This is a genomic window from Pseudomonas sp. ADAK2, from assembly GCF_012935755.1.
Lineage (GTDB): Bacteria > Pseudomonadota > Gammaproteobacteria > Pseudomonadales > Pseudomonadaceae > Aquipseudomonas.
In genome coordinates, this window is the sequence record NZ_CP052862.1 from 5,891,227 (window position 1) to 5,914,016 (window position 22,790).

The window sequence follows — 22,790 nt, forward strand, 5'->3', positions numbered from 1 at the left end:
CGTGGGAATGCCTCAAGGGCTGCATTCCCACGCGGAGCGTGGGAACGATCAGCGGGGCCTAACGGACGATTTTGTCCACATGAATCCCCAATTTCTTCAGCCGGTACCAGAAGCTGCGCTCGGAAATTCCGATCAGTTGCGCCGCCGCGGCTTGCACGCCGTTGCTCTGTTGCAGGGCTGCCAGGATGTAGCTTTTCTCCACTTGCGCCAGCGCTGCTTCGAGGTCCGCCGGTACGCCGTTGTTCTCAATCAGCACGCCACTGTCACTCGGCCGTGAGGCAAACAGATAAGCCGGCAGATCATCCTCTTCAATCACCGACCCGCTCGCGACAATCGTCGCGCGCTCCACGCAATTCTGCAGTTCGCGAATATTCCCCGGCCACGAGTAATTAGCCATCGCCTGCAACGCCGCCGCGCTGAAACCACTGAAGCGTTTACCCGCCGCAGCACCCAGCGTATGCGCGAAATGCCGGGCCAGCGGGGCGATGTCTTCGACCCGTTCGCGCAGGGCCGGCAGCGGGATCGGGAACACGTTGAGGCGGTAATACAAGTCTTCGCGAAACTCCTTGTTGGCGACCGCGTCCAGCAGGTTCTTGTTGGTGGCGGCGATCACCCGCACATCAACCTTGCGCTCGCGCGGATCGCCCACCGGTTCGATCACCCGTTCCTGCAAGGCGCGGAGGATTTTCGCCTGCAACGCCAAGGGCATTTCGCCGATCTCATCGAGAAACAACGTGCCCTTGTCCGCCTGCTGGAAACGCCCGATCCGATCCGCCACGGCGCCGGTAAACGCGCCTTTGCGATGGCCGAACATTTCGCTTTCCAGCAAGCCTTCGGGGATCGCCGCACAGTTGACCGCCACGAACGGTTTGTCAGCGCGATTGCCATGTTTGTGGATCGCTCGGGCGACCATTTCCTTGCCGGTGCCGCTTTCGCCGGTCAGCAGAATCGTCGCGTTGCTTTCCCGCACCGAATCGATCGCTTGCAGCACCCGACGGAAACTCGGGCTGTCGCCCACCAGGCTGTCGATCTGCTGGTGTTCGTCGAGTTCGGCGCGCATGCGCTGGTTGTCTTTGAGGATGTCGCGAAATTGCAGGGCCTTGCTGACGGTGATGTCCAGTTCGTCGATGTCGAACGGCTTGGCGATGTAGTCGAAGGCGCCGTTGCGCATCGACTGCACGGCGTTTTTCACGGTGCTGTAGGCGGTCATCACGATCACCGGCAGCTGCGGAAAACGGCTTTTGATTTCTGCCAGCAACTGCGGGCCGTCCATGCCGGGCATGCGCCAGTCGCTGATCACCAGATCGATGTCCTCGCACTCCAGCACTTTGAGCGCGTGCAGGCCGTTGCCGGCGGTGAACACGGTGATTTCGTTCTGACTCAGGGCCGAGGCCAGCAGGTCGCAGAGCTTGGGCTCGTCATCGACCACCAGTACGTTATGTGTCATCGCTCGCCTCGTCGAAGTCGTCGCCATGGGCCGGAATGTACAGGCTGAAGGTCGCCCCGGCATCTTTTTCACAGGTGCATTCGATGTGCCCGCCATGGTTTTCCATGATCGAAAACACCTTGGCCAGGCCCAGGCCGGTGCCCGAAGCCTTGGTGGTCACAAACGGCGTGAAGATCCGTTCGAGCATGTCCGGTTCGATGCCCTGGCCGGTGTCCGCCACGCGGAGGATGGTGTGGCTGGTATCACGGCTGATCGTGAGGGTCAGCCGTCCGCCGTCGGGCATGGCGTCGATGGCATTGACGATCAGGTTCAGCCCGGCCTGCTTGAGCTGGCGCGCATCGGCATACAGGGTTGCGCCCGGGGCCTGATCGTCAATCAACACCTCGATATTGTGGCTCGTCAGTTCCGGGGCACAGAACCCTACCAACTCATCCACCAACGGCCGCGCGGCTTGGGTGGTGCGCAGCGGCGCGCTGGGTTTGGCGAAGTCGAGGAAATCGGTAATCAGGTCGTTGATCCGACTGACTTCGCTGACCACATACTCGAGGTGACGCTTGTCGGTCTCGGGCAAATCGGCGCGCCGGTGCAGCAGTTGCGTGGCAGTTTTGATGATGCCCAACGGGTTGCGGATTTCATGGGCCAGGCCCATGGCGACTTCGCCCAGCGCGTGCAATCGGTCGCGGCGGCGCAGCTGCGATTCCAAGTGCTGCAACTCGCCGAGGCGCTCGCTCATGTGGTTGAAGGTGCTGCTCAGTTCGGCCAGTTCATCGCCGCCGGTCACCGGTAAACGCTGGCGATAATCCCCGGCAATCACCGCTTGTACGCCGTTGGACAGCCCGCGCAATGGCTTGGTCAGACGCTGGGACACCAGCCAGCCAACCGCCAGGGACGCCGCCGAACTGAGCAGGAAGATCAGGATGAACAGGTTACTTTGGTTTACCAGCCCCACGAGGCTGGTATGGCGCAGCAAACCGCTGAAAATCACGCCTTGCAGGTCGCCGTTTTCGTTGAGAATCGGCCGGTAGATACCACTGTAGCGACTGGTGAATTGTTCGGTCGGCAGCTTGGTGGTGCGCAGGACCTGTTCGATGTTCTCCGGCACGGCCGCCGGGTGATCCTCGAAACGTTGACTGGAAAAGATCTCGGAAAAGTCATCGCCCTTGGCCAGGTACAAGCGCAAATCCAGCGAGTGCACATCGGAGACACTGGTCAGGAAGCTGTTGTCGAGATAAGTGGCAATCACCAGTTTGTAATCGACGCCGTCCTGCTCTGTCTCAAAGGTCGAGACCACGGTGCCGGTCGCCACGCCGCCGATCTGCAAGGTTTGCAACACGGCTTTGGGCGCGGTGCTGATCTGGCGCACGATGTCATCGGCGGCGGTGCTGAACACCACTTTGTGATCGCTGTCGCGCACCAGGGCGACGACGTCGATGCCCATGGAATCGGCGATGTCGGTGGTCAACCGGTCGTGGCGCACCGACAACTTATCAACAGGCGGGCGGGTATAACGCAGGAACAGCTGCGCGGCCCGGGCGTTGTCCCGCAGGATTTCGCTGATCTCGTCCTCGACGATCTTGGTCGATTCCTGCAGCCAGATGCGCACGTTGCTGTCGAAAATCTGCGACAGCGTGGTGGCCGCCAGCTCGGCGGCGATCATGGTCGGGATCACGCTGACCAGCCAGAAGGCCAGCACCAGTTTGCGTTGCAGGCTCCAGCCGGAGAGGGCGAAGGGTCGGGCGTTGGCGGGTCGTTTGGTCATCGGGTTTCGCTTGTCGAAAGCCATGGCAGGATCAATTGTGTTGCCTGGTTCAATACAGTAGCCGACATTGCCCCGCCAGTGGCGACCCGTCTGCAACCGGGGTCGCCATCGGCTCAGGCCAGCTGCCGATACTCCCGGCGCAGCGGTTGTGGCACGGAACGTTGCTGGATGAAGCGCTGATGGATGAAGTCCACGCTCAGTTCAATTACCCGGTGGTATTGCAGGTCGACGGTGATCATGTGATAGCAGTCGTCCAGCAACACCTTGACCACCGGCCCGCCGAGTTTGCGCTCGACGTAATCGGCGTTCCAGCGGCTGGTGATGTCGTCTTCCAGAGAGTGCAGGACCAGCGTTGGCGTGGTGATCTCGGGCATGCGTTTTTTCACCTCGGCGTTGAGCCGATGCAGTTCGCGTACAGTCACGCCTTCCATGGTCAGCAAACCGGCCGCGCTACTTTCGCCGGCCTTCATCTGGCGTTCGACGATGCTGCGCAGGCGTTCATTCTTGATGCCATAGGGCGGCTTTTCTTCGAAGCTGCACAGGTGCACGCCGAACGGGATTCGCATCAGCAACGGCGTGAGGAACGCCAGTTTGTTGATGCTCCAGCCGTCGTAGCGCAGGGTCGTGGAGTACAGCAGCAAGCCTTCGATCTGCCCCGGATGTTCGGCCGCCAAATACATCGACAGCACCGCGCCCATGGACAAGCCACCGACGAAAACGCGCTCGTGCTTGCGCCGCACGCCGACGAAGGTGTTGCGCGCGCTTTCGTACCAGTCGCGCCAGCCAGTGGCTTGCAGCTCGGCGTTGCCCCCGCAGTGCCCGGCCAGGGTCGGCACGTAAACCGTGTGCCCGGCTTTCGCCAGGCCCATGGCCACCCGACGCAACTCCGTCGGGGTGCCGGTGAGGCCGTGGATCAACACCACCGCGACCTCGCCCGAGCCGAGAACGAAACCGGCGCTGCCTTCGCCCATGTCGATCTCTACGTCATTCATCTTTTCATGGCCCGATGCAGCAGACGGTCGAGCAGGGCGATACCGAGGTCGATTTCCGGGTAGCTGATTTCCAGCGACGGCGCGAGGGTGATCACGTTCTTGTAGTAGCCGCCCACGTCGAGGATCAGGCCCAGGCGTTTGCCGTCGATTTCGATGTCGCCCTTCATGCCTTCGTCGACCATGAAGTCGAGGGTGGCCTTGTCCGGGGTGAAGCCGTCCGGGCCGCAGATTTCGCAGCGCAGGGCCAGGCCCATGCCATCGACGTCGCCGATGATCGGGTAGCGTTTTTGCAGGTCTTTCAGGCCTTCGAGGAAGTATTTGCCCTTGGCCATGACCATCGCGCCGTAATCGACTTCGCTGGTCATCTTGAACATTTCCAGGCCCACCGCCGTGCCCAATGGGTTGGAGGCGAAGGTCGAGTGAGTCGAACCCGGCGGGAAGATTTTCGGGTTGATCAGCTCTTCCTTGGCCCAGATGCCGCCCAACGGGTTGAGGCCGTTGGTCAGCGCTTTACCGAAGACGATGACGTCCGGTTTGACGTCGAAGTGTTCGATCGACCACAGCTTGCCGGTGCGCCAGAAGCCCATCTGGATTTCATCGACCACCATCAGGATGCCGTGCTGATCCAGCACATGCTTGAGTTCGCTGTAGAAGTTCATCGGCGGAATCACGTAGCCGCCGGTGCCCTGGATCGGCTCGACGTAGAACGCGGCGTATTCGCACTGGTTGGTTTTCGGATCCCAGACACCGTTGTATTCGGTCTCGAACAGGCGAGCGAAATTCTTCACGCACTCGCTGCCGTATTCTTCCTTGGTCATGCCTTTCGGGCCGCGGAAATGGTACGGGAACGGGATGAAATTGGCGCGTTCGCCGAAGTGGCCGTAGCGGCGACGATAGCGGAAGCTGGAGGTGATCGACGAGGCGCCGAGGGTGCGGCCGTGGTAGCCGCCTTCGAAGGCGAACATCAGGCTCTTGCCGTTGGTGGCGTTGCGCACCACTTTGAGCGAGTCCTCGATGGACTGCGAACCGCCGACGTTGAAATGCACGCGACCGTCGAGGCCGAATTTCTTCTTGGCATCGACCGCGATCATTTCCGAGAGCTCGATCTTGCCTTTGTGCAGGTATTGGCTGGCGATCTGCGGCAGGGTGTCGATCTGCTGTTTCAGCGCGTTGTTCAGGCGCGGGTTGGCGTAACCGAAGTTGACCGCCGAGTACCACATTTGCAGGTCGAGGTAGGCCTGGTCTTCGGTGTCCCACACGTAGGAGCCTTCGCAGCGGCTGAAGATGCGCGGCGGGTCGATGTAGTGAACGGTGTCGCCGTAGGAGCAGTATTTGGCTTCTTTATCCAGAAGGATCTGGTCTTCGGCGGTCGCGATTCGAATATCAGACATGATGGAAGAGTTCCTGTGTTTCGACGTTGAAAGGGCTGGTGTTGGCGGCGCTGGCGGCGGGCAATCTGGCCAGCAGGGCCGGGAGTTCGGCGAAACTGTCGAAGCGCGCATAGGCGATGCCGTTGCGCTCGCAGTGCTCGGCCAGGCGATCTTTGGCGAACACGAAATCGGCGGTGGACGCCACGCACATGTCCGACTGGCCATCGCCGATCACCAGCACCCGTTTGCTCTTGGGTGTGGACTTGCATTTGCAGTTGCCGGACGCGGCGCGGCAGGCGTCGCTGGAATACGGGAAGTCGATGCGCCAGCTGTCGTGGCCGAGTTGGCGCAAGCGGTTGGCGAGGATCGGCAGCAGGCTGACGTAGTTGCGCGCAAGGATTCGTGCGATGCCTTGCTCGATGCCATCGCTGACCACTTCCAGGGAGGCACCGAGGCCGATCACGTGGTCGACGAAGTCGGGGAAGTCCGGGTCGATGTCGATCGTGTCGAAGAACGCGAGCAGTTCGCTCGGCGTGGCCTTGACCAGCGAGAGCTGGCGGCTGAGGCATTCACGGGAACCGATGTCGCCTTGCAGCCACTCGTTTTCGATCGCTTCCCAGCTCGGGTCGGCGAAGCGCTGGAGGATGCTGTCGATCACGTCGGTGCGGGTGATGGTCCCGTCGAAATCACACACGATGTGCCAGTCATTCATCTGTTGTACCTATTGGGCATGACGCGCTGTCTGCGCTTGCCAAAGGGGTAGAGCAGGGACTGTGCCAATCGGATTCGGCCCCGTATCTACGGGGTTTTGCCAGGTGCATGTGTCGGCGAAGCTACAATTTTTGTAGGTTGCTACAAACAACATGAGTGCTTGCGCAGGGGCGGCGAAAAGAGGATTGATGCGCGCATATCTTGTTAAGGAAAGACCTCATGTCGAGGATTACCGTTGCTCTGTTTGCAGCGCTGACGTGCTTGTCAGCCAACGCCATGGCCGACGGCATCACCGGTGAAGCAGGCGCGGGGTTGAGCTCTCAACCCCACGACCCGACCGGCAGCCGCCATGAAATCCGCCCGGTGCCGTACTTCGATCTGGACTGGGGCGATGTCAGCCTCAGTACCGACGATGGGCTGACCTGGAGCGCCTTGAAGAGCAACGGTTTCAGCGCCGGGCCGTTCCTCAATTACCTGCCGGGACGCACCGCCAACGGCAGTTTGCAAGGCTTGCACGATGTGCCGGACATGGGCGTCGTCGGTGGTTTCGTGCAGTACGCGCCGGCTGATTTCTGGCGGGTGTTTGCGTCTGTGGGCGAAGCGGTTGGCGGGCCTGACGGCGTGGTCGGACGGTTAGGTGGCGAGATCGGTTACCCATTGGGTGGCGGGGTGATCGGCAGCAGCAACCTGACCGCACACTTTGCCGATGGGCAGCAGAACCAGGCGTTTTTCGGGGTGAGTGGCGCTGAGTCCCAGGCCTCGGGCATTGCCCGGTACAACGCCGGGGGCGGGTTGCAGAACGTGGCCTTGACCCAGAGCTTCGAGTTTCCTCTGGCGCCCCATTGGTCGTTGTTGACCAGCGCCAGTTGGATTCACCTGACCGGTTCGGCGGCGGACAGCAGCATTGTCAAGCAGGTAGGGCAGGCCGATCAGGGGGAAGTGCAGGCGGCGGTGGCTTATAAGTTCGATTGATTTCTGCATCCGCGCACCCCTTGATCGTTCCCACGCTCTGCGTGGGAATGCCTCTAGGGACGCTCTGCGTCCTGTGACGCGGAGCGTCACGGGCTGCATTCCCACGCGGAGCGTGGGAACGATCTGGTTCAGGTTTGTTCGCCCTCCGCCAACAACGCAATCCCGCCAATAATCACCGCCACGCCCACCCAGTGCAGCAGGCTGATCTGCTCGCCCAGTCCTAACCACGAACCGAGCAACACCCCGACAAACACCAACGAACTCAGCGGAAACGCCAGGGACAAACTGCTGCGCCGCAAAATCAGCATCCACACGAAGAACGCGCCGATGCCGCAGCCCACCGCAAACAGCACACCGGGGTCGACCACCACGGCCTGTAGCCAGTGCAGGGTAAAGGTCATCTGGCCCAACTGATCGCCGCCGACCTTGGTCGCAATCTGCCCGGCACTTTCCAGCACAATCAGCAGCGCCCACAGCACCACCGTGCCCAGTCGCCCGTGCAGCCAAGCCACCGATTTCGACTCACGCATGGCCGGCACACACAAGCATCACGCCCACCGTAATCACCAGGGTCGCGAGCCAGCGTCGGCGGCTGACGGTTTCACCCAGCACAACCTTGCCCGCCAGCACCACGCCGCAATAGGCCAGGGCCCCGGCCGGGAACAACAGGCTCAGGGGCGCTCGGGACAAGGCTTCCAGCCAGACGAAAAACTCCAGCGTATAAGCGCCGATCCCGCACCACAGCAGCGGCGCATTGAACACCTGACCCCAGAATGCATTCAGCCGAAAGCCGCCGTCGAGTTCCGGCAAGCGGTCCAGGCCGAGCTTGAAACAGAGCTGGCCGACGACGTCCAGCACGATGGAAAAGGCGACCAGCAGGATGACGGTGACGGTCAGCTCGGGATCTAAGATGTGCACGGTCAGGATTCACCCTATGGCGGACGCTTCCGGACACCGGCGTCATCGGACATGACGGCCGGCCGAGAAGGCTGCGGGGGCAAATGCAAGCGCCGGGCCAGCCGACACATCAGGTTGCCGATGCGATAACTATGTACCGCCCGGCGTTGTCACCAAGTCCTTCTAATGCGGCCGACAGCGGTGAGGATCGGCCTCACCGACAGCACGATCAGGCCCCGGATGGACAGACTACCCAACGAACACGCAGAAACCCTCGACCTTCACTTCGATGCCCTCAGCGCCCGACCGCGCCGTGATGAACGCCTGTTTCTGGCGGCGTCGGCGCGCTGGGAGGACTGTCGCCAAGCATTTATTGAACTCATGGCGGATGCCCCCAAGGATCACTGGGACGCCTGGTGGGCGGAGCGGGCGCCGGGCACGGCGGTGTCCCGATGGACGCGGGCGACCCAATTGTTTCGCGCGCACTTCGATGCGGCCGCGCAGGTGACTTTCGCGCAAGGGCTACTCGACGTCGAGCAACTGAAAACCCTGCAAGCGTCGGTGGATCCGGCGCAAAACCCCGGGGATCCGGCCGCAGTGACCACCGAGCGGCTAGGTGGCCCGCCGGTGCTGCACGAGGGCGGATGGACTGCCGCGCTGGTGATCACGGCCGCCAGCGGACCGGTGCTCTACCTGCCCGCGCGGCAACCGGCCTTTCTGCCGTTCAAGCAGCGCTCGGCGCTTGAAGACCACTTGAGCCGCGAGCAATTGTCCATCCTCGCCGACAGCCCGCAGCATGATCCATTGTTGGCGGCCCTCAGCCGATGGCGTGAGCATTACGTCGAAGTCCAGCACAGCGCGTTTACGCTTTTTGCCACGCCACCTGAGTTCAACGAGATCGAGAAAGCGGAAGAAGTCACTCCGCTGTTCGGCTCGCTGACTGCCGAACTGCCTTTAAGTGATCGTCGCCGAGCGTTGCAGCAGCAACGGCAGGCCATCGAAACCTTGCTCGATGATGCCCAAGGGGTGCCGGACGCGACCCGTCTGCTGGCGCTTCAGGAACAGCTCGACGCATTGACCCGCGCGGAAGAAAACGCCCGCACCGCAGCCGTCGCATTGCTGGATCGAAGCCCGGCCACGCGCCTGCTGGAACTGCGTCAGCGGCCGAACGCCCAGTACGACGCGTTGTATCAGGCGCGTCTCGCCGGCTTGCGGGCCGAAGCCGCGGTGCAACGGCTGTTGCAGCACATCTCTGACGAAGAACACCGTTGGCTCGAAGCCGTGCTGGATAACCCCAAACGCGCCGACCGAACACTGGAGGTGATGGCAGCCCGTTTGAGTCTGTCGCTCAGTGAAACGGCGACACTGGATGGGTCGCTGGTCATCACCCCTGAAGCACCCGGCCACAGCCTGCTGCTTTACTGGCCCGGCAGCGCGGGCGGGTTGCAGCGCTTTGATTCGCGTCAGGCGCTGGAACAGGCGGTGTTCAAACTGCACGCCATCGACACCGGCCTGACCTTGCACCTCACGCCCGTGGCTGGCGATCCCTTTGACTACGGGTTGCAGAGCCAGCTGTATGCCTGTGAACAGCACGTTGCCACGTTGCTGGCCGACTACCCGGTGCCGCGCCATCAGGAACAGCGCCGGGTCGAACTGGAAAAACGCGTACTGGAAACCGTCGACGGCCTCGGCGTGCCGGTGCATGAAGCCCGCGAGCAGGCGTACGCGGACATCCTCGAACAACAACAGACCCACACCCTGGCCGGACACCTGCCGCAGTGGCTTGGCCGGTCATCTGATGCCGAGCGAGCGCGGCTCAAGGCGTCGATCACGGCTTTCATCGCGGCGATGAAGCGTTCCCATAGGCTGATCGAACGGGACCTGCCGCACCGGGATGATTTCAGCCACAAGCGGGTCGATGAGTGCTTGCGCCGGGACTTCGCACTTACACAAGGTTTCAGCGTCACCCTGGACCTGCCGGATTCCACCACCTGGCAAAAAACCTTGCTGGAAGGGGCGGCGCCGGGCACGCCGCAAAAGAATGTGCTGATCGCCAGTGAGCAACGCAGCAGGTTGTCGATCGCGCAACTGGCGCACATCAATATCGATCAGGCGCTGTGGTGGCGAATGTCGCTGATGAAGGTCGAGGTCAGCGCGGAGTCAGCCACCGAGCGCGACACACTGATTCAGGGACTGACCTCGTCGTACCTGCGCACCCTGATCACCGAGCTGGACCTGGCCGGGCATTACGAGGGGCTGATTGTCCGGGCCTTCATGGGCTCGTCGTCGGCGACCGCGTTCGATAACGCCCATCGCCGTGAATGCCTGGTCGAACCGTTTCGCCTGATGCTGAAAATGCGCGGCGACTCGGCCCTGCTGCAAAAACAGATCGACCAGGACGGTTGGAACATCCTGAGCAGCGCCATCGACGCCAAGACTGCCAATGGCCAACGCATTGTATTGCAGCCGGCCAGCCTGACGGTCGGCGGGGCGGATACCGAGGACGGCGCAACCGGGTTGTCGGGCGTCACCTTTATCGAGGAACAAATCAGCGGCGTGACACTGCTCTACTTGCCCGACAGCCCCGATGGCCGCTTTTTCTACCAGCGCGCCACGCTGGAACTGGCGCGCCAGTTGTTGTTCGACCTGTGCCTGCGCCCGACCATGGTCGACTACCTGGCGGGGCGCGCCTTGGAGGGCGATTACAGTCGTCATCTGAGCCGGATCAATCAGGCGCGCCAGCGCAATTTCGATGCCTTGATCGGGGTCGGCATGCCTTGGCCGGCGAACACCTCGCTGGCCGCCCATCTGCTCAACGCCCATATGGGGCGGTTGATCGAAGCGCACCGCGCGACGTCACGCTCCAACACCGCGTTGTCCCTTGAGCGCTACGCGTTGCAGGGCGGCGTGATGTTCAACTACCTGAAAATGGCCATGGGCATGGTGCCGTTTGTGGGCAGTGCGATTGCGCTATATGACGCCTGGGACAGCGCCAATCTGGCGGTTGCCGCCTTCTTGCGCGGCGAAGTCGGGCATGGTCTGGCGCAACTGGAGTCGGTGCTGTTGTCGCTGATCGATGCGGCCATGGACATCTTGCCCAGTGTGTCGGCGCATACGTTGACCCGGCAACGTCAGTCGTACGCCTTGGCCAAGGGTGCCGCGAGGTTCAATCGCGGCTCATTGCGCAAGGCCCGGAGGCTGATGGATCGGTTCGAGGGTTACGAATATGAAGGGGCGATTTCCCTGGCCGGCCTGCAACCGGGTAGCGAGGGCCTCTATCGCAACGTGTACCGGCACGCCCTCGGCGACTTCATCATTCATCAGGGCCGTGTTTATCAGGTGCGGCTGCTGGATCGGACATTACGTCTGTTCGGCACTCGGCGCAGGGCTTATCAACAGCCGATCGCCTTCGATGAAACGGTGGGGCACTGGGACACCTATTTCGCAGTACACGGTACGTTGTACAACCAAGGGCTGTGGGGCGGCGGTAACCTGGTCGGGCATCTGGCCGATGGTCTTGAACCGATCTGGCCGGCGGCTATTCGTCGATGGCTGCCGCGCTGGTTGATTGACCGTGGGGCGGATCGCCAGCGCCGATTGGGCAACACCATCGATGCCTTGTCGCGGCAACTCGACACCCGGCACCGAACTCAAAACGCGGCCCTGCAGCAATACGCCGCCAGCGATGACGCCACCCGTCGCTTGACCCTGGATGCGGTGGACGCTGGATGTGTCAGCGATATTGAACTGGCTACCCAGCGCTACCAGCGTACCCGCGAAATGCTGCCCTTGAGTCATGGCAATCGACGGCAACAGACTCAGGAGCTGTTAAGCCAGTCAGCGCTGGTGGTGGTCGAAAGGACCATTCACCGCGTCGACCTGGCCAGGGATCGCTGTCTGTATTACCTGGACGATATCGCTGGCATTACCGAACAGCTGCTCAAGCTGCCGAGCGGCAGTATCCAGCGCTCCTTGCACCTGACCCGGCAAATGCGCCAGCTGCGCATGAAGCTGATCCATGAACTGCAAGGGATCGACGCCAATCTGGAACAACTCGATCTGTGGCGTCGGCGCCTTCAAGTGCGCGCGGACAAGGCGAGCGTGGCCGAGGATCTGGAGCGTATTGACACGGCACTGTCCGAAGTCAGGCGCGATTACCTCAAGACCCTCAACCATCTGCCCTTGCTCACCCACTACGACCGGATTCTCGACCCTGCCTGGATGTACCTGCATGGGCGGATGGGGCGGGCGCGGACCAAAGTGTATGACGCGTTGAATACGCAAAACAGCCTGCCGGAGGTCATTGCCAATGTGCATCGGCGCAATCAGATTCTGGGCGAGTGCCTGGAGGTGTACGAGCAGTTTGGTCGCGACCTCAACGTGTGGGTCGCCGGTTATGGGCAACACCTCGATCTACCCTGGGTGGCCCCGTTGCAGGGGCTTCTGGAGAAGATGAGCAACCATGCCCGTCACGGCATCAAGCACGGCATCAAGCAGGCCCCGAACGCGAAAGACAGTGGCAAGGAAATCTTTGAAACCGATGGCAATCGCCTGTTGATCGGCACCAAAGCGGTGGACCCGGCGACCCGCCAGACCCGATTCATCATGCCCGGCGAAGACGGACGCGTTGAAAACTGGCTGCCCGCCAGCGCCGGTCAGTATCGACGTCAGGTGCCGTCGGAGCCCTTGCTGCCCGATGCCGTTGTCGACCGCAAAGTGCTGTTGACCGAGGCCCGACAACGCTTGGCGGCCCAGGACAACTACCGGCTGAAGGTCGACGGTTATGCCCGGCAAAACATGCGGCCGGCCGATCTGGATTACATGATGACCAGCGAGGCGGCGGAACTGCGTTTGCGCGCCCGACGTATCGCCCGGGTGTCGGCGCAGGAGCCGATCATCGCGCAGTTGAACACGAAGGCTGAGAGGCTCATCGAGGCCGGGCGCGAATTGCGGATTGCACAAATACTGAACAGCAAGACGCCCACCGAAGGCTATCTGGATGACCTGCATCAACTGGCGACACCCGACCAGCCCCTCGTTGAAATCCGCAAGGTCGGCACCTTGGTGGACCTGGGCCGGCGCGCCGATGGCCGGCCCGACTTCCTGCAAGAGTATGAGGTGCTCGACTTGACCCGGCCCACGCCCACGCCGTTGTGGTACGCACATTTTCATTACGGTTCGGCCAAACCGGTGTTCAACCGGTTCGACAAGGCACATCTGAAAACCCCCGAGCAGCGCAACCTGGGCTTGAAGTGGCAGCAGAAACTGGCCAGTACCGGCGCGACGGTTGATCCGATCTGGCGCGGCCCGATAGGCGAGCCGTTGGCGATCCAGTATTTCGAATCGTTGTTCTGAAGCCGATGATTGTCAGCCGTGCAACCTGACCCACACCGACACCAGCACGGTCGCCGCGATCAGCCAGGCCACCGCCGCCACGGCCAGTGACGCCTCCAGGCGCATGCGGTCGACCATCACGTACAACGTCGCCAAATAGACGAAGTACGGAATGATCGACCACATGCCAAACACGATGGTGGTCTTCAAATCGTCCAGCGACCGACCCTTGCCGACGATGTAATGGGCGATCAGCGCGAAGGTCGGAAACAACGGCACCAGGCCGGCGATGTAATAGTTTCTGGTCTTGGCCAGTGCGGCGAGGATCAGCACCACCGCCGCGCCCAGTGCCGCTTTGAGAATCAGGTCCATCAGTGGCTCAGCCCGTACTTTTTCACTTTGTCGAATAGTGTGGTCTTGGCCATTCCCAGTTCCAGGCTGGCCTGGGTCAGGTTGCCGCCGCTGCGCTGCAAAGCGTCGTTGAGCAGGTTGCGCTCGAAGGCTTCCACCGCTTCGGCGAAGGCCAGGCCCTGATTGCTGCCGCTGGCGCCGGACTTCTTGAACGCTGGCAAACCGAGGGCGTAACGCTCGGCGACGTTGCGCAGTTCGCGCACGTTACCCGGCCATTCGTGGCTCATCAGGTTGGACAAGGTCTGGTTGTCCAGCTCCGGCACCGCGCGGTCGAAGCGCAGGGATGACTGCTGCAGGAAGTGTTCGAACAGTTGCAGGATGTCTTCGCGGCGTTCGCGCAGCGGCGGCAATTCCAGCGTTACCACGTTGAGGCGGTAATACAGGTCGCTGCGGAATTCGCCCTTTTTGCTCGACTCATCCAGGTCGGACTTGGTCGCCGCAATCACCCGGCAATCCACCGCCACGCTCTGGTTCGAGCCGAGGCGTTCGAGGGTGCGCTCCTGCAACACCCGCAGCAGTTTGATCTGCAACGGCAGCGGCATGCTTTCCACTTCGTCGAGGAACAGCGTGCCGTTGTCGGCGTGTTCGATCTTGCCAATCCGCCGTTTGCCGGCGCCGGTAAAGGCGTTGGCTTCGTGGCCGAAGATTTCGCTTTCGAACAGGTTTTCCGGCAAGCCGCCGCAATTCAGCGCGACGAATTGTTGGGTGTGGCGGCGACTGAAATCATGCAGGCAACGGGCGACCAGTTCCTTACCTGTGCCGGTCTCGCCCTCGATCAGCACGTTGGCCGAGGTGTCGGCGACGTTGGCGATCAGTTCACGCAGATTCTGCATGGCCGGCGAGCGGCCGATGATCCGGCCTTCGAGGGAATCCCGTTCCGCCAGTTGCCGGCGCAACGAAGACACTTCGCGAGCGAGACTGCGTTGTTCGAGAGCGCGGCGCGCCACATCCACCAGACGTTCCGGGGAGAAGGGTTTCTCCATGAAATCGTAGGCGCCTTTCTGCATCGCCCCGACGGCCATGGAGATGTCGCCGTGGCCGGTAATCAGCACCACCGGCAGGCTGCGGTCGCGGGCCTTGAGCCGGGTCAGCAGTTCCAGGCCATCGATGCCCGGCAGGCGAATGTCGCTGATGACGATCCCGGCAAAGTTATCGCCGACTCGCTCCAGGGCTTCTTCGGCGCTGCCCACGCCCACGCAGGGAATGTCTTCCAGGGTCAGCGCCTGCTGGCAGCCGAGCAGCACATGGGGGTCGTCTTCGACGATCAGCACACTAAGGTCGTTGTTCATATTGGCTCGGCGGGAGTGGGGCTTACCAACGGTAAACTGAGGACGAAGGTGGTACCGCCGCTGGCTGGGTGTTCGACACCCAAGTGGCCACCGGTGGCCGCGGCCAGGCTGGCGGAAAGGGTCAGGCCGAGGCCCAGGCCCTGTTCGCCGGGTTTGGTGGTGAAGAAGGGTTCAAACAAATGCTTGCGCGCTTCGGCGTCGATGCCGTGGCCATTGTCGCGTACCCGCAGGCGATATTTGCCGTCGTGTTCTTCGCCTTCCAGCCACAGCGCGGGCAGGGGTTGCGACTGCATGGCATCGAGGGCGTTGCCGATCAGGTTGACCAGGATTTGCTCCAGCCGCGTCTGGTCGATTTGCACCTGCACATCGTTGAAGTTGCGATGCAGATCCAGATGAGCACTTTCCATGCGGCTGCCGAGCAGTTGCAGGGCGGCTTCCACGGCTTTGCCGAGGCTGGCCTGGCCCTTGTCGTCACCACGCCGGGCGAAGGAACGCAGGCTGGCGGTGATCCGGCCCATGCGATCGATCAGTTCGTTGATGGTTTTCAGATTGGTGCTGGCGACGTCCAACTGACCGCGTTCGAGGAAGCGCACGGTGTTACCGGACAAGGTCCGCAGCGCCGCCAGTGGCTGGTTCAATTCATGAGCAATGCTGGTCGACATCTGGCCGATGGCCGCCAGTTTACCAGCCTGGACCAGTTCATCCTGGGCGCGGCGCAACGTCTCTTCGGCCTGGCGCCGTTCGCGGATCTGGCCCTTGAGCCGTTCGTTGCTGGCGCGCAGGTCGGTGGTGCGTTCGGTAATCCGACGCTCCAGTTGATTGTTGGCTTCCTGCAAGGCTTCCCGGGCGGCGAGGCGGGTGGCGATGACCTTGCGCCGCTCGTTCCAGGCGATCAGCAGGAACGCTACCAGGGCAAACGCCACCGCCACCAGAATTCCCTGGTTGATCGCTTCCCGGCGCAAATCCGCCAGCGGCGTGAGCAGGGTGAAATTCCACGGTGTGTCGCTAAGAGGGCGGGTTTGAGCGAGGTAGGTGATGTCCTGTTCGTCGGAGGCCAGTTCGCTGTTGGCGGGGAAGGTCAGTTTTTCAACGCCTTCGGCCAGGGTTTCCCGGGCCAGCGGTTGCAGTTCGTTCAGCGGGAACCAGTAGTACTGCAGGCTGCGGGCGAGTTTTTCCTTGGTCTCGTCGCTCAGCGGCACCACCGATTTCAGACGCCGCGCCGGATCACTGGAGAGAATGATGATGCCGTTCTCGTCGCTGACGAAGGCTTCCAGGCGCGCGCGCTGCCAGCGTTCTTCCATGGCTTCGAGCCGGACCTTGACCACGGCGACGCCAATGATCTTGCCGTGCTCTTCGAGGCCGTGGGCCAGGTAATAACCGGGTTCGCCGTTGGTGCTGCCGATGCCGTAAAAGCGTCCCGGCTGACCGCGCACGGCGTTCTGGAAATAGGCGCGGAAGGACAGGTCTTCACCGAGGTAACTGTCGACGTCGCGCCAGTTACTGGTGGCCAGCACACGGCCGGTGGTGTCCATCACATAGATGGCCCGACTGCGGCTGCGCCGGTTCAGGCCTTCGAGGTATTCGTTGACCGTTTGCCGGGTTTCCGGCGACGGTTCGTCCAGCAGTCTGGAAACACTGGATTCGAGTTCCAGCAGGCTGGGCAGGTAGGTGTACTTGCTGATCTCGCTCTCGACGGCGCGGGCGTGCAGCTCAAGCTGACGCTGACCATTCTCGCTGAGGCTGCGAATCCCGTAGTGCTCACTGACCCAGAAGCCGATGTAACCCAACCCGATCATCAGGGCGATGACCAGTGGCGGCAGGAACAGATGGCGAATCAGACGGGGTTTCACGGCGAGTGATGGCGGCGCGGCGCGATAGAGAGTGGGGTCGCATTTCATCACAGATGCCTTGGGTCAACCAGCGTGGCAACAGGCTTGCTCTGGTTTCCAGTCGAACGCGGACCTGTGGCGAGGGAGCTTGCTCCCGCTCGGCTGCGAAGCAGTCGTTACACCGGCCAATGCGGTGTGTCAGACAGCAGGCATTGGCAGGTTTTGGGGCCGCTGCGCGACCCAGCGGGAGCAAGCTCCCTCGCCACAGAGTTCGGTGTATTGCTTTTAGTGCTGCAGAATCTTGTTGAGGAAGTGCTGCGTACGCTCGGCGCGGTGACTGATGTCGCCGAAGAAATCCTCTTTCTTGCAGTCTTCGATGATCTTGCCCTGGTCCATGAAGATCACGCGGTCGGCCACTTTGCGGGCGAAGCCCATTTCGTGGGTCACGCACATCATGGTCATGCCTTCGTGGGCCAGTTGCACCATCACGTCGAGCACTTCGTTAACCATTTCCGGGTCAAGCGCCGAGGTCGGTTCGTCGAACAGCATGACGATCGGGTCCATGGCCAGCGCACGGGCAATCGCCACACGCTGTTGCTGACCACCGGAGAGTTGGCCCGGATGCTTGTGAGCGTGGGCGGACAAGCCGACGCGCTCAAGCAGTTGCAGGCCTTTCTTGGTGGCTTCTTCCTTGCTGCGGCCCAAGACCTTGATCTGCGCGATGGTCAGGTTTTCGGTGATGGACAGGTGCGGGAACAGCTCGAAATGCTGGAACACCATGCCAACGCGCGAACGCAGTTTAGGCAGGTCGGTCTTCGGGTCGGCGATGGACGTGCCATCGACCACCACGTCACCTTTCTGGAACGGTTCCAGGGCGTTCACGCATTTGATCAGGGTCGATTTGCCCGAGCCCGACGGGCCGCAGACCACGATCACTTCGCCTTTTTTGACCTCGGTGCTGCAATCAGTCAGTACCTGGAAGTCGCCATACCACTTGTTGATGTTCTTGATAGAGATCATACGGCAAACCTTTTTTGCAGACGCTTGACCAGCAGCGAGGCGGCAAAGCTGATTGTGAAGTACGTAAGCCCTGCGAAGATCAGGAACTCGTTGGAGCGACCGATGATGTCGCCACTGGCACGCGAGGCATTGAGGAAGTCCACCAGGCCGACCGCGTACACCAGCGACGTGTCCTGGAACAGGATGATGCTCTGTTGCAGCAACAGCGGGGTCATTTTGCGAAACGCTTGCGGCAGGATGATCAACCGCATCATCTGGCCGTACGTCATGCCCAGGGCCTGGGCGGCGCCCATCTGGCCCTTGGAAATCGACTGCACGCCAGCCCGGACGATTTCGCAGAAGTACGCCGCTTCAAACATCATGAACGCCACGATGCAGGACGCGAAGGCGCCGATCGGCGTGTCTTCGCCCGTGATCCAGCGCAGCACGAACGGTACCGCCAGGTAGAACCAGGTGATGACCAGCAGCAACGGGATCGAACGGAAGTAGTTAACGTAGGCGCCGGCGAGGTTCGACAGCAGTTTGTTGTGGGACAGGCGCATCAGCGCCAGGAGGGTGCCGAGGATGATCCCGCCGACGACGCCCAGCGCCATCAGCTGCAGGGTCATGACCATGCCGTTCCACAAACCCGGCAGGGACGGAACGATGCCCGAGAAATCGAATTCCATCATTTACCCCCTAGGGAGATCAGGCCCGGAACGGCGACTTTCTTCTCGACCAGGCGCATGAGCAGCATCAGGCTCATGTTCAGGGTGAAGTAGATCAGCGTAGCGAGGGTGAACGCTTCGAACAGGTTGGCGGAGAACTCAGCGGTCTGCTTGGTCTGCGCGAGCAGCTCCATCAGGCCGATCAGCGAGGCCACCGACGAGTTCTTGAACACGTTCAGGAATTCCGAGGTAAGCGGCGGAATAATGATGCGGTAGGCCTGGGGCAGCAGCACGTTCCAGTAGATCTGCGGCAGCTTGAAACCCATGGCGCGAGCGGCGGATTCCTGGCCACGGGGCAGGGCCTGGATGCCGGTGCGCACTTGTTCGCAAACCCGGGCGGCGGTGAACAGGCCCAGGCAGACGACGACGCTGAGGTAGGCCGAGGTGGTCGGGTTCAGGTCCTGCTTGTACCAGTCCTGCAGGTTTTGCGGCAGCAGGTCGGGCACCAGGAAGTACCAGATGAACAGTTGAACCAGCAGCGGTACGTTACGGAAGAGTTCGACGTAGCAGGTCGCGATGCCCGATACGACGCGGTTCGGCACGGTGCGCATGACACCCAGGATCGAGCCCAGCGACAGCGCGATAATCCAGGCCACGACGGCGATGGCGATGGTCCAGCCCAGCCCGGAGATGAACCAGTCGAGATACGTCTCGCTGCCCACACCGGTGGACTTGAAGAACACGCCCCAGTCCCAGTTGTAATTCATTAGGGTCTCCCCTCGGATCGATCAATGTACAAGTGCCCGCCTGGGGAAGCTCCGTTCCCGCCCGACTTTGAAAGCCAGGCACACACGATCGGCTCGACAGCCACCGGTTCGAGTGTTTCCAAAATATGCCAGCAGGGAGTGACAACCTCCTGAAAGGGCAGCGGCCCTCTCAGGAGATAAGGTTAGTCAGAAATCAGGACTTCTTGTCGTCAGCCGCTTTATCGGTCGGGCTGGCGATCAATTTCTTGAGCTCGTCGCTCATCGGGAAGTTCAGGTTCAAACCTTTAGGCGGGATAGGCGCCATGAACCATTTTTCGTAGATCTTGTTGATCTCGCCCGACTTGTAGGTCGCCACGATGGCGTCGTCTACAGCCTTCTTGAACGGCTCGTCGCCCTTGCGGACCATGCAGCCGTAGATTTCGTAGGACTGTGGAGTGCCGGTAACGGCCCAGTCATCGGCCTTCTTGGCTTTGGCGGCTTCACCGGCCAGCAGGGCGTCGTCCATCATGAAGGCAACGGCGCGGCCCGATTCCAGCATCTGGAAGGACTCGCCGTGGTCTTTGGCGGAGATAACGTTCATGCCCATTTGCTTGTCGGCATTCATCGACTTGAGGATGCGCTCGGACGTGGTGCCCGCGGTGGTCACGACGTTCTTGCCTTTCAGGTCATCGAAGTCTTTGTACGCCGAACCTTTCTTGGACAGCAGGCGGGTACCGATTTCGAAGATGCCGACGGAGAAGTCAACTTGCTGCTGACGTTCCACGTTGTTGGTGGTGGAGCCGCACTCGACGTCCACGGTGCCGTTCTGCACCAGCGGGATACGGGTTTGCGAGGTAACCAGGTTGTATTTGACCTGCAGGTTTGGCAAGTCGAGGTCTTTCTTGATGGCTTCGACGATCTTCAGCTGGATGTCGTGGGAGTAGCCCATCGGTTTGCCGGAAGCATCAGCGATGTAGGAAAACGGGATGGAAGCGTCGCGATGCCCGAGGGTGATCACACCGGACTCTTTGATCTTCTTCAGTGTGCCGGTGAGCTCGGCAGCGAAAACTGGAGTGCTAATCAGAGCGGCAGCAATGGCTGCGCCCAGGATATGGGGAACGATGCGCATCAAATTTTCCTCGACATTGTTTTTTTTATGGAGCCAGTTCGTCGGCCCTTTTGTGCTTCGAATGCGTGGCGGCACCTGAACGGTGGGCTCGACAGAACATTCGTCCAAGAGTGTAGAGCATGACTCGTGCCAGGCCAGGTGACATGAATCAAATGGTTGATTTAAAAGGGTATTAAGTTTTTGTGGCGGTGAATTTACGCTTTGGCTATCCGGTAATCCGAATCGACCGGCGGGTCGCGTTCGGAAAACCGAATGCGCGTAACCCTGTAGGAGCGAGGCTTGCCCGCGAAAGCGGTGTGTCAGCTGCATGAATGTTGGCTGACACCCCCTCTTCGCGGGCAAGCCTCGCTCCTACAGGCACGAAAAAGCCCCTCAATCTCACAATTCAGGGGCTTTCGTTTAAGCGGATTGCCGATCAGGCCGCTTCGATCTTGCTGCGATTCTGCTCGACCTTGCTCAGGTAATCCGCCAGCTTCTGCTGCTCGTCCGGGGTGGTGAACAACCCGAGCTTGCTGCGCCGCCACAGGATGTCGTGGGCGGTGGTGGCCCACTCTTCGCTGCACAGGTAATCGACTTCGCGGGTGTAGAGACCGCCGCCGATGTGTTCGCCCAGGTCGCTGAGGCTCTGGACGCCTTCGAGCATGCGCCAGGTGCGGCTGCCGTAGGTAGTGGCCCAGCGGCGGGCGATCTCGGTTGGCACCCAGTCGAACTGGTCGCGGATCTTCGCGCACAGGGCTTGCGGGGTGGTCATGTCTTCGCCGCCGGGCAGGGTCGCGGTCGCGGTCCAGCTCGGTTTGATCTGCGTGAAGTACGGGGCCAGTTGCGCCAGCGCCGACTCGGCCAGTTTGCGGTAGGTGGTCAGCTTGCCGCCGAACACCGACAGCAGCGGGGCTTCTTCGCCACTGCCGGACAACGCCAGGGTGTAGTCGCGGGTCACTGCCGACGGGTTGTCGGATTCATCGTTGCACAGCGGACGCACACCGGAATAGCTGTGCAGGATGTCGTCGCGGCTGACTTGCTTCTTGAAGTGGGCGTTGACCACTTTCAGCAGGTAATCGGTTTCGCCTTCGGTGATCGCCACTTTGGCCGGGTCGCCGGTGTACTCGCGGTCGGTGGTGCCGATCAGGGTGAAGTGGTTCAGGTACGGAATGGTGAAGACGATGCGCTGATCTTCGTTTTGCAGAATGTGCGCGTGTTCGCCTTCGTACAGTTTCGGCACGATCAGGTGGCTGCCCTGGATCAGGCGGATGCCGTACGGCGAATCCATCTTCAAGTCGTCACGAATGAACTTGGCGACCCATGGGCCGGCGGCGTTCACCAGCGCTTTGGCGCGGATCGAGAACAGGCTGCCATCGGCGCGTTCCAGGTGCAGGTGCCACAGGCCCTTGGTGCGACGGGCGCTGACACAACGGGTCTGGGTGTGAACGTGGGCGCCTTTTTCCCGGGCGGCCATGGCGTTCAGCACGACGAGGCGAGCGTCATCGACCCAGCAATCGGAGTATTCGAAGCCTTTGGTGATTTCGCTTTTCAGCGGGCTGTCCGGGCCGAACTTCAGGCTTTTCGAGCCTTCCAGTTTCTCCCGCTTGCCGAGGTGGTCATAAAGGAACAGGCCGGCACGGATCATCCACGCTGGACGCAGGTGCGGGCGGTGCGGCAACACGAAACGCATCTGCTTGACGATGTGCGGCGCCTTGGCCAGCAGCACTTCGCGTTCGGCCAGGGCTTCGCGCACCAGGCGGAATTCGTAATGTTCGAGATAACGCAGGCCGCCGTGGATCAGCTTGCTGCTGGCCGACGACGTGTGGCTGGCCAGGTCGTCTTTTTCACAAAGGAACACCGAGAGGCCGCGACCGGCGGCATCCGCTGCGATCCCCACGCCATTGATCCCACCACCGATGACGGCGATATCGTAGACCTCGGCGAGAGGGGGCGTAGGCAAGGTAGAAGTGGGCATCGGCTGGCCTCGGGCTTTTATGATTTTCGATATTGGAATTCGAACATTAATGTTCATTTGCGAAAATGGTAGCCCATAAAGCCGCCCACAGCCAGTCAACTTCGATTGAAAATACTGATCGAAGGGCAGAGAAAGGAAAATTTTCGAACATTCAGGCACAGATCGTTCCCACGCTCTGCGTGGGAATGCATCAATAGACGCTCTGCGTCGGCACTTGAGGCGGGACGCGGAGCGTCCCAGGCGGCGTTCCCACGCGGAGCGTGGGAACGCGCTGTATGGAGGG

The 22,790-nt window shown here is 61.4% G+C and carries 17 protein-coding genes; 2 read left to right on the forward strand and 15 right to left on the reverse strand.

Going from position 1 to position 22,790, the window contains the following annotated elements:
• Positions 1-58 precede the first annotated feature (58 nt).
• The 5 genes from HKK52_RS27100 to HKK52_RS27120 all read right to left on the reverse strand — a co-directional run bounded on the left by HKK52_RS27100 (position 59) and on the right by HKK52_RS27120 (position 6,280).
• Positions 59-1,447, reverse strand: a complete 1,389-nt coding sequence (locus tag HKK52_RS27100) for a sigma-54-dependent transcriptional regulator (RefSeq protein WP_169373294.1) — start codon at positions 1,445-1,447, stop codon at positions 59-61.
• The gene (locus HKK52_RS27105) at positions 1,437-3,206 is read right to left on the reverse strand and encodes a sensor histidine kinase (protein WP_169373295.1); all 1,770 of its coding nucleotides are present in this window, start codon (positions 3,204-3,206) and stop codon (positions 1,437-1,439) included. The genes HKK52_RS27100 and HKK52_RS27105 overlap by 11 nt, the downstream gene beginning before the upstream one ends.
• A gap of 113 nt (positions 3,207-3,319) precedes the next feature.
• Positions 3,320-4,198: an alpha/beta hydrolase gene (locus tag HKK52_RS27110; RefSeq protein ID WP_169373296.1), complete on the reverse strand. Its 879-nt coding sequence runs from the start codon at positions 4,196-4,198 to the stop codon at positions 3,320-3,322.
• Positions 4,195-5,589: an aspartate aminotransferase family protein gene (locus tag HKK52_RS27115; protein ID WP_169373297.1), complete on the reverse strand. Its 1,395-nt coding sequence runs from the start codon at positions 5,587-5,589 to the stop codon at positions 4,195-4,197. The genes HKK52_RS27110 and HKK52_RS27115 overlap by 4 nt, the downstream gene beginning before the upstream one ends.
• The gene (locus tag HKK52_RS27120) at positions 5,582-6,280 is read right to left on the reverse strand and encodes an HAD-IB family phosphatase (protein WP_169373298.1); all 699 of its coding nucleotides are present in this window, start codon (positions 6,278-6,280) and stop codon (positions 5,582-5,584) included. The genes HKK52_RS27115 and HKK52_RS27120 overlap by 8 nt, the downstream gene beginning before the upstream one ends.
• 218 nt (positions 6,281-6,498) lie before the next feature.
• Here HKK52_RS27120 and HKK52_RS27125 point away from each other — a divergent pair, with 218 nt between their 5' ends.
• The gene (locus tag HKK52_RS27125; RefSeq protein WP_169373299.1) at positions 6,499-7,251 is read left to right on the forward strand and encodes a MipA/OmpV family protein; all 753 of its coding nucleotides are present in this window, start codon (positions 6,499-6,501) and stop codon (positions 7,249-7,251) included.
• 128 nt (positions 7,252-7,379) lie between these two features.
• Here HKK52_RS27125 and HKK52_RS27130 read toward each other — a convergent pair whose 3' ends face one another.
• Entirely contained in the window at positions 7,380-7,781 is a 402-nt protein-coding gene (locus HKK52_RS27130; protein ID WP_169373300.1) for an EamA family transporter, read from the reverse strand.
• Complete coding sequence (locus HKK52_RS27135) at positions 7,774-8,148, reverse strand: transporter (protein WP_169374303.1); 375 nt, start codon at positions 8,146-8,148, stop codon at positions 7,774-7,776. Before HKK52_RS27135 ends, HKK52_RS27130 begins: the two co-directional genes overlap by 8 nt.
• Positions 8,149-8,388: 240 nt before the next feature.
• Between HKK52_RS27135 and HKK52_RS27140 the strand changes: the two genes are divergently transcribed.
• On the forward strand, positions 8,389-13,503 hold the full coding sequence (locus tag HKK52_RS27140; RefSeq protein ID WP_178117468.1) for a dermonecrotic toxin domain-containing protein: 5,115 nt from the start codon (positions 8,389-8,391) through the stop codon (positions 13,501-13,503).
• A gap of 12 nt (positions 13,504-13,515) precedes the next feature.
• Here the strand turns inward: HKK52_RS27140 and HKK52_RS27145 are convergent, their stop codons facing one another.
• The 8 genes from HKK52_RS27145 to glpD all read right to left on the reverse strand — a co-directional run bounded on the left by HKK52_RS27145 (position 13,516) and on the right by glpD (position 22,507).
• Positions 13,516-13,845 (reverse strand): GlpM family protein, encoded by a 330-nt coding sequence (locus HKK52_RS27145; protein ID WP_178117504.1) that lies wholly within the window; start codon positions 13,843-13,845, stop codon positions 13,516-13,518.
• A gap of 8 nt (positions 13,846-13,853) precedes the next feature.
• Positions 13,854-15,182, reverse strand: a complete 1,329-nt coding sequence (locus HKK52_RS27150) for a sigma-54-dependent transcriptional regulator (protein WP_169373302.1) — start codon at positions 15,180-15,182, stop codon at positions 13,854-13,856.
• The gene (locus tag HKK52_RS27155) at positions 15,179-17,080 is read right to left on the reverse strand and encodes a sensor histidine kinase (RefSeq protein WP_169373303.1); all 1,902 of its coding nucleotides are present in this window, start codon (positions 17,078-17,080) and stop codon (positions 15,179-15,181) included. The genes HKK52_RS27150 and HKK52_RS27155 overlap by 4 nt, the downstream gene beginning before the upstream one ends.
• Positions 17,081-17,296: 216 nt before the next feature.
• Complete coding sequence (locus tag HKK52_RS27160; RefSeq protein ID WP_169373304.1) at positions 17,297-18,031, reverse strand: amino acid ABC transporter ATP-binding protein; 735 nt, start codon at positions 18,029-18,031, stop codon at positions 17,297-17,299.
• On the reverse strand, positions 18,028-18,699 hold the full coding sequence (locus tag HKK52_RS27165; protein ID WP_169373305.1) for an amino acid ABC transporter permease: 672 nt from the start codon (positions 18,697-18,699) through the stop codon (positions 18,028-18,030). The genes HKK52_RS27160 and HKK52_RS27165 overlap by 4 nt, the downstream gene beginning before the upstream one ends.
• Positions 18,699-19,445: an amino acid ABC transporter permease gene (locus HKK52_RS27170; RefSeq protein WP_054045225.1), complete on the reverse strand. Its 747-nt coding sequence runs from the start codon at positions 19,443-19,445 to the stop codon at positions 18,699-18,701. Before HKK52_RS27170 ends, HKK52_RS27165 begins: the two co-directional genes overlap by 1 nt.
• 193 nt (positions 19,446-19,638) lie before the next feature.
• A complete protein-coding gene (locus HKK52_RS27175) occupies positions 19,639-20,553 on the reverse strand; it encodes a glutamate/aspartate ABC transporter substrate-binding protein (protein ID WP_169373306.1) in 915 nt (304 codons plus the stop codon).
• Positions 20,554-20,968: 415 nt separating this feature from the next.
• Positions 20,969-22,507, reverse strand: coding sequence for a glycerol-3-phosphate dehydrogenase (glpD, locus tag HKK52_RS27180; RefSeq protein ID WP_169373307.1), 1,539 nt, complete (start codon positions 22,505-22,507; stop codon positions 20,969-20,971).
• Positions 22,508-22,790: the final 283 nt, after the last annotated feature.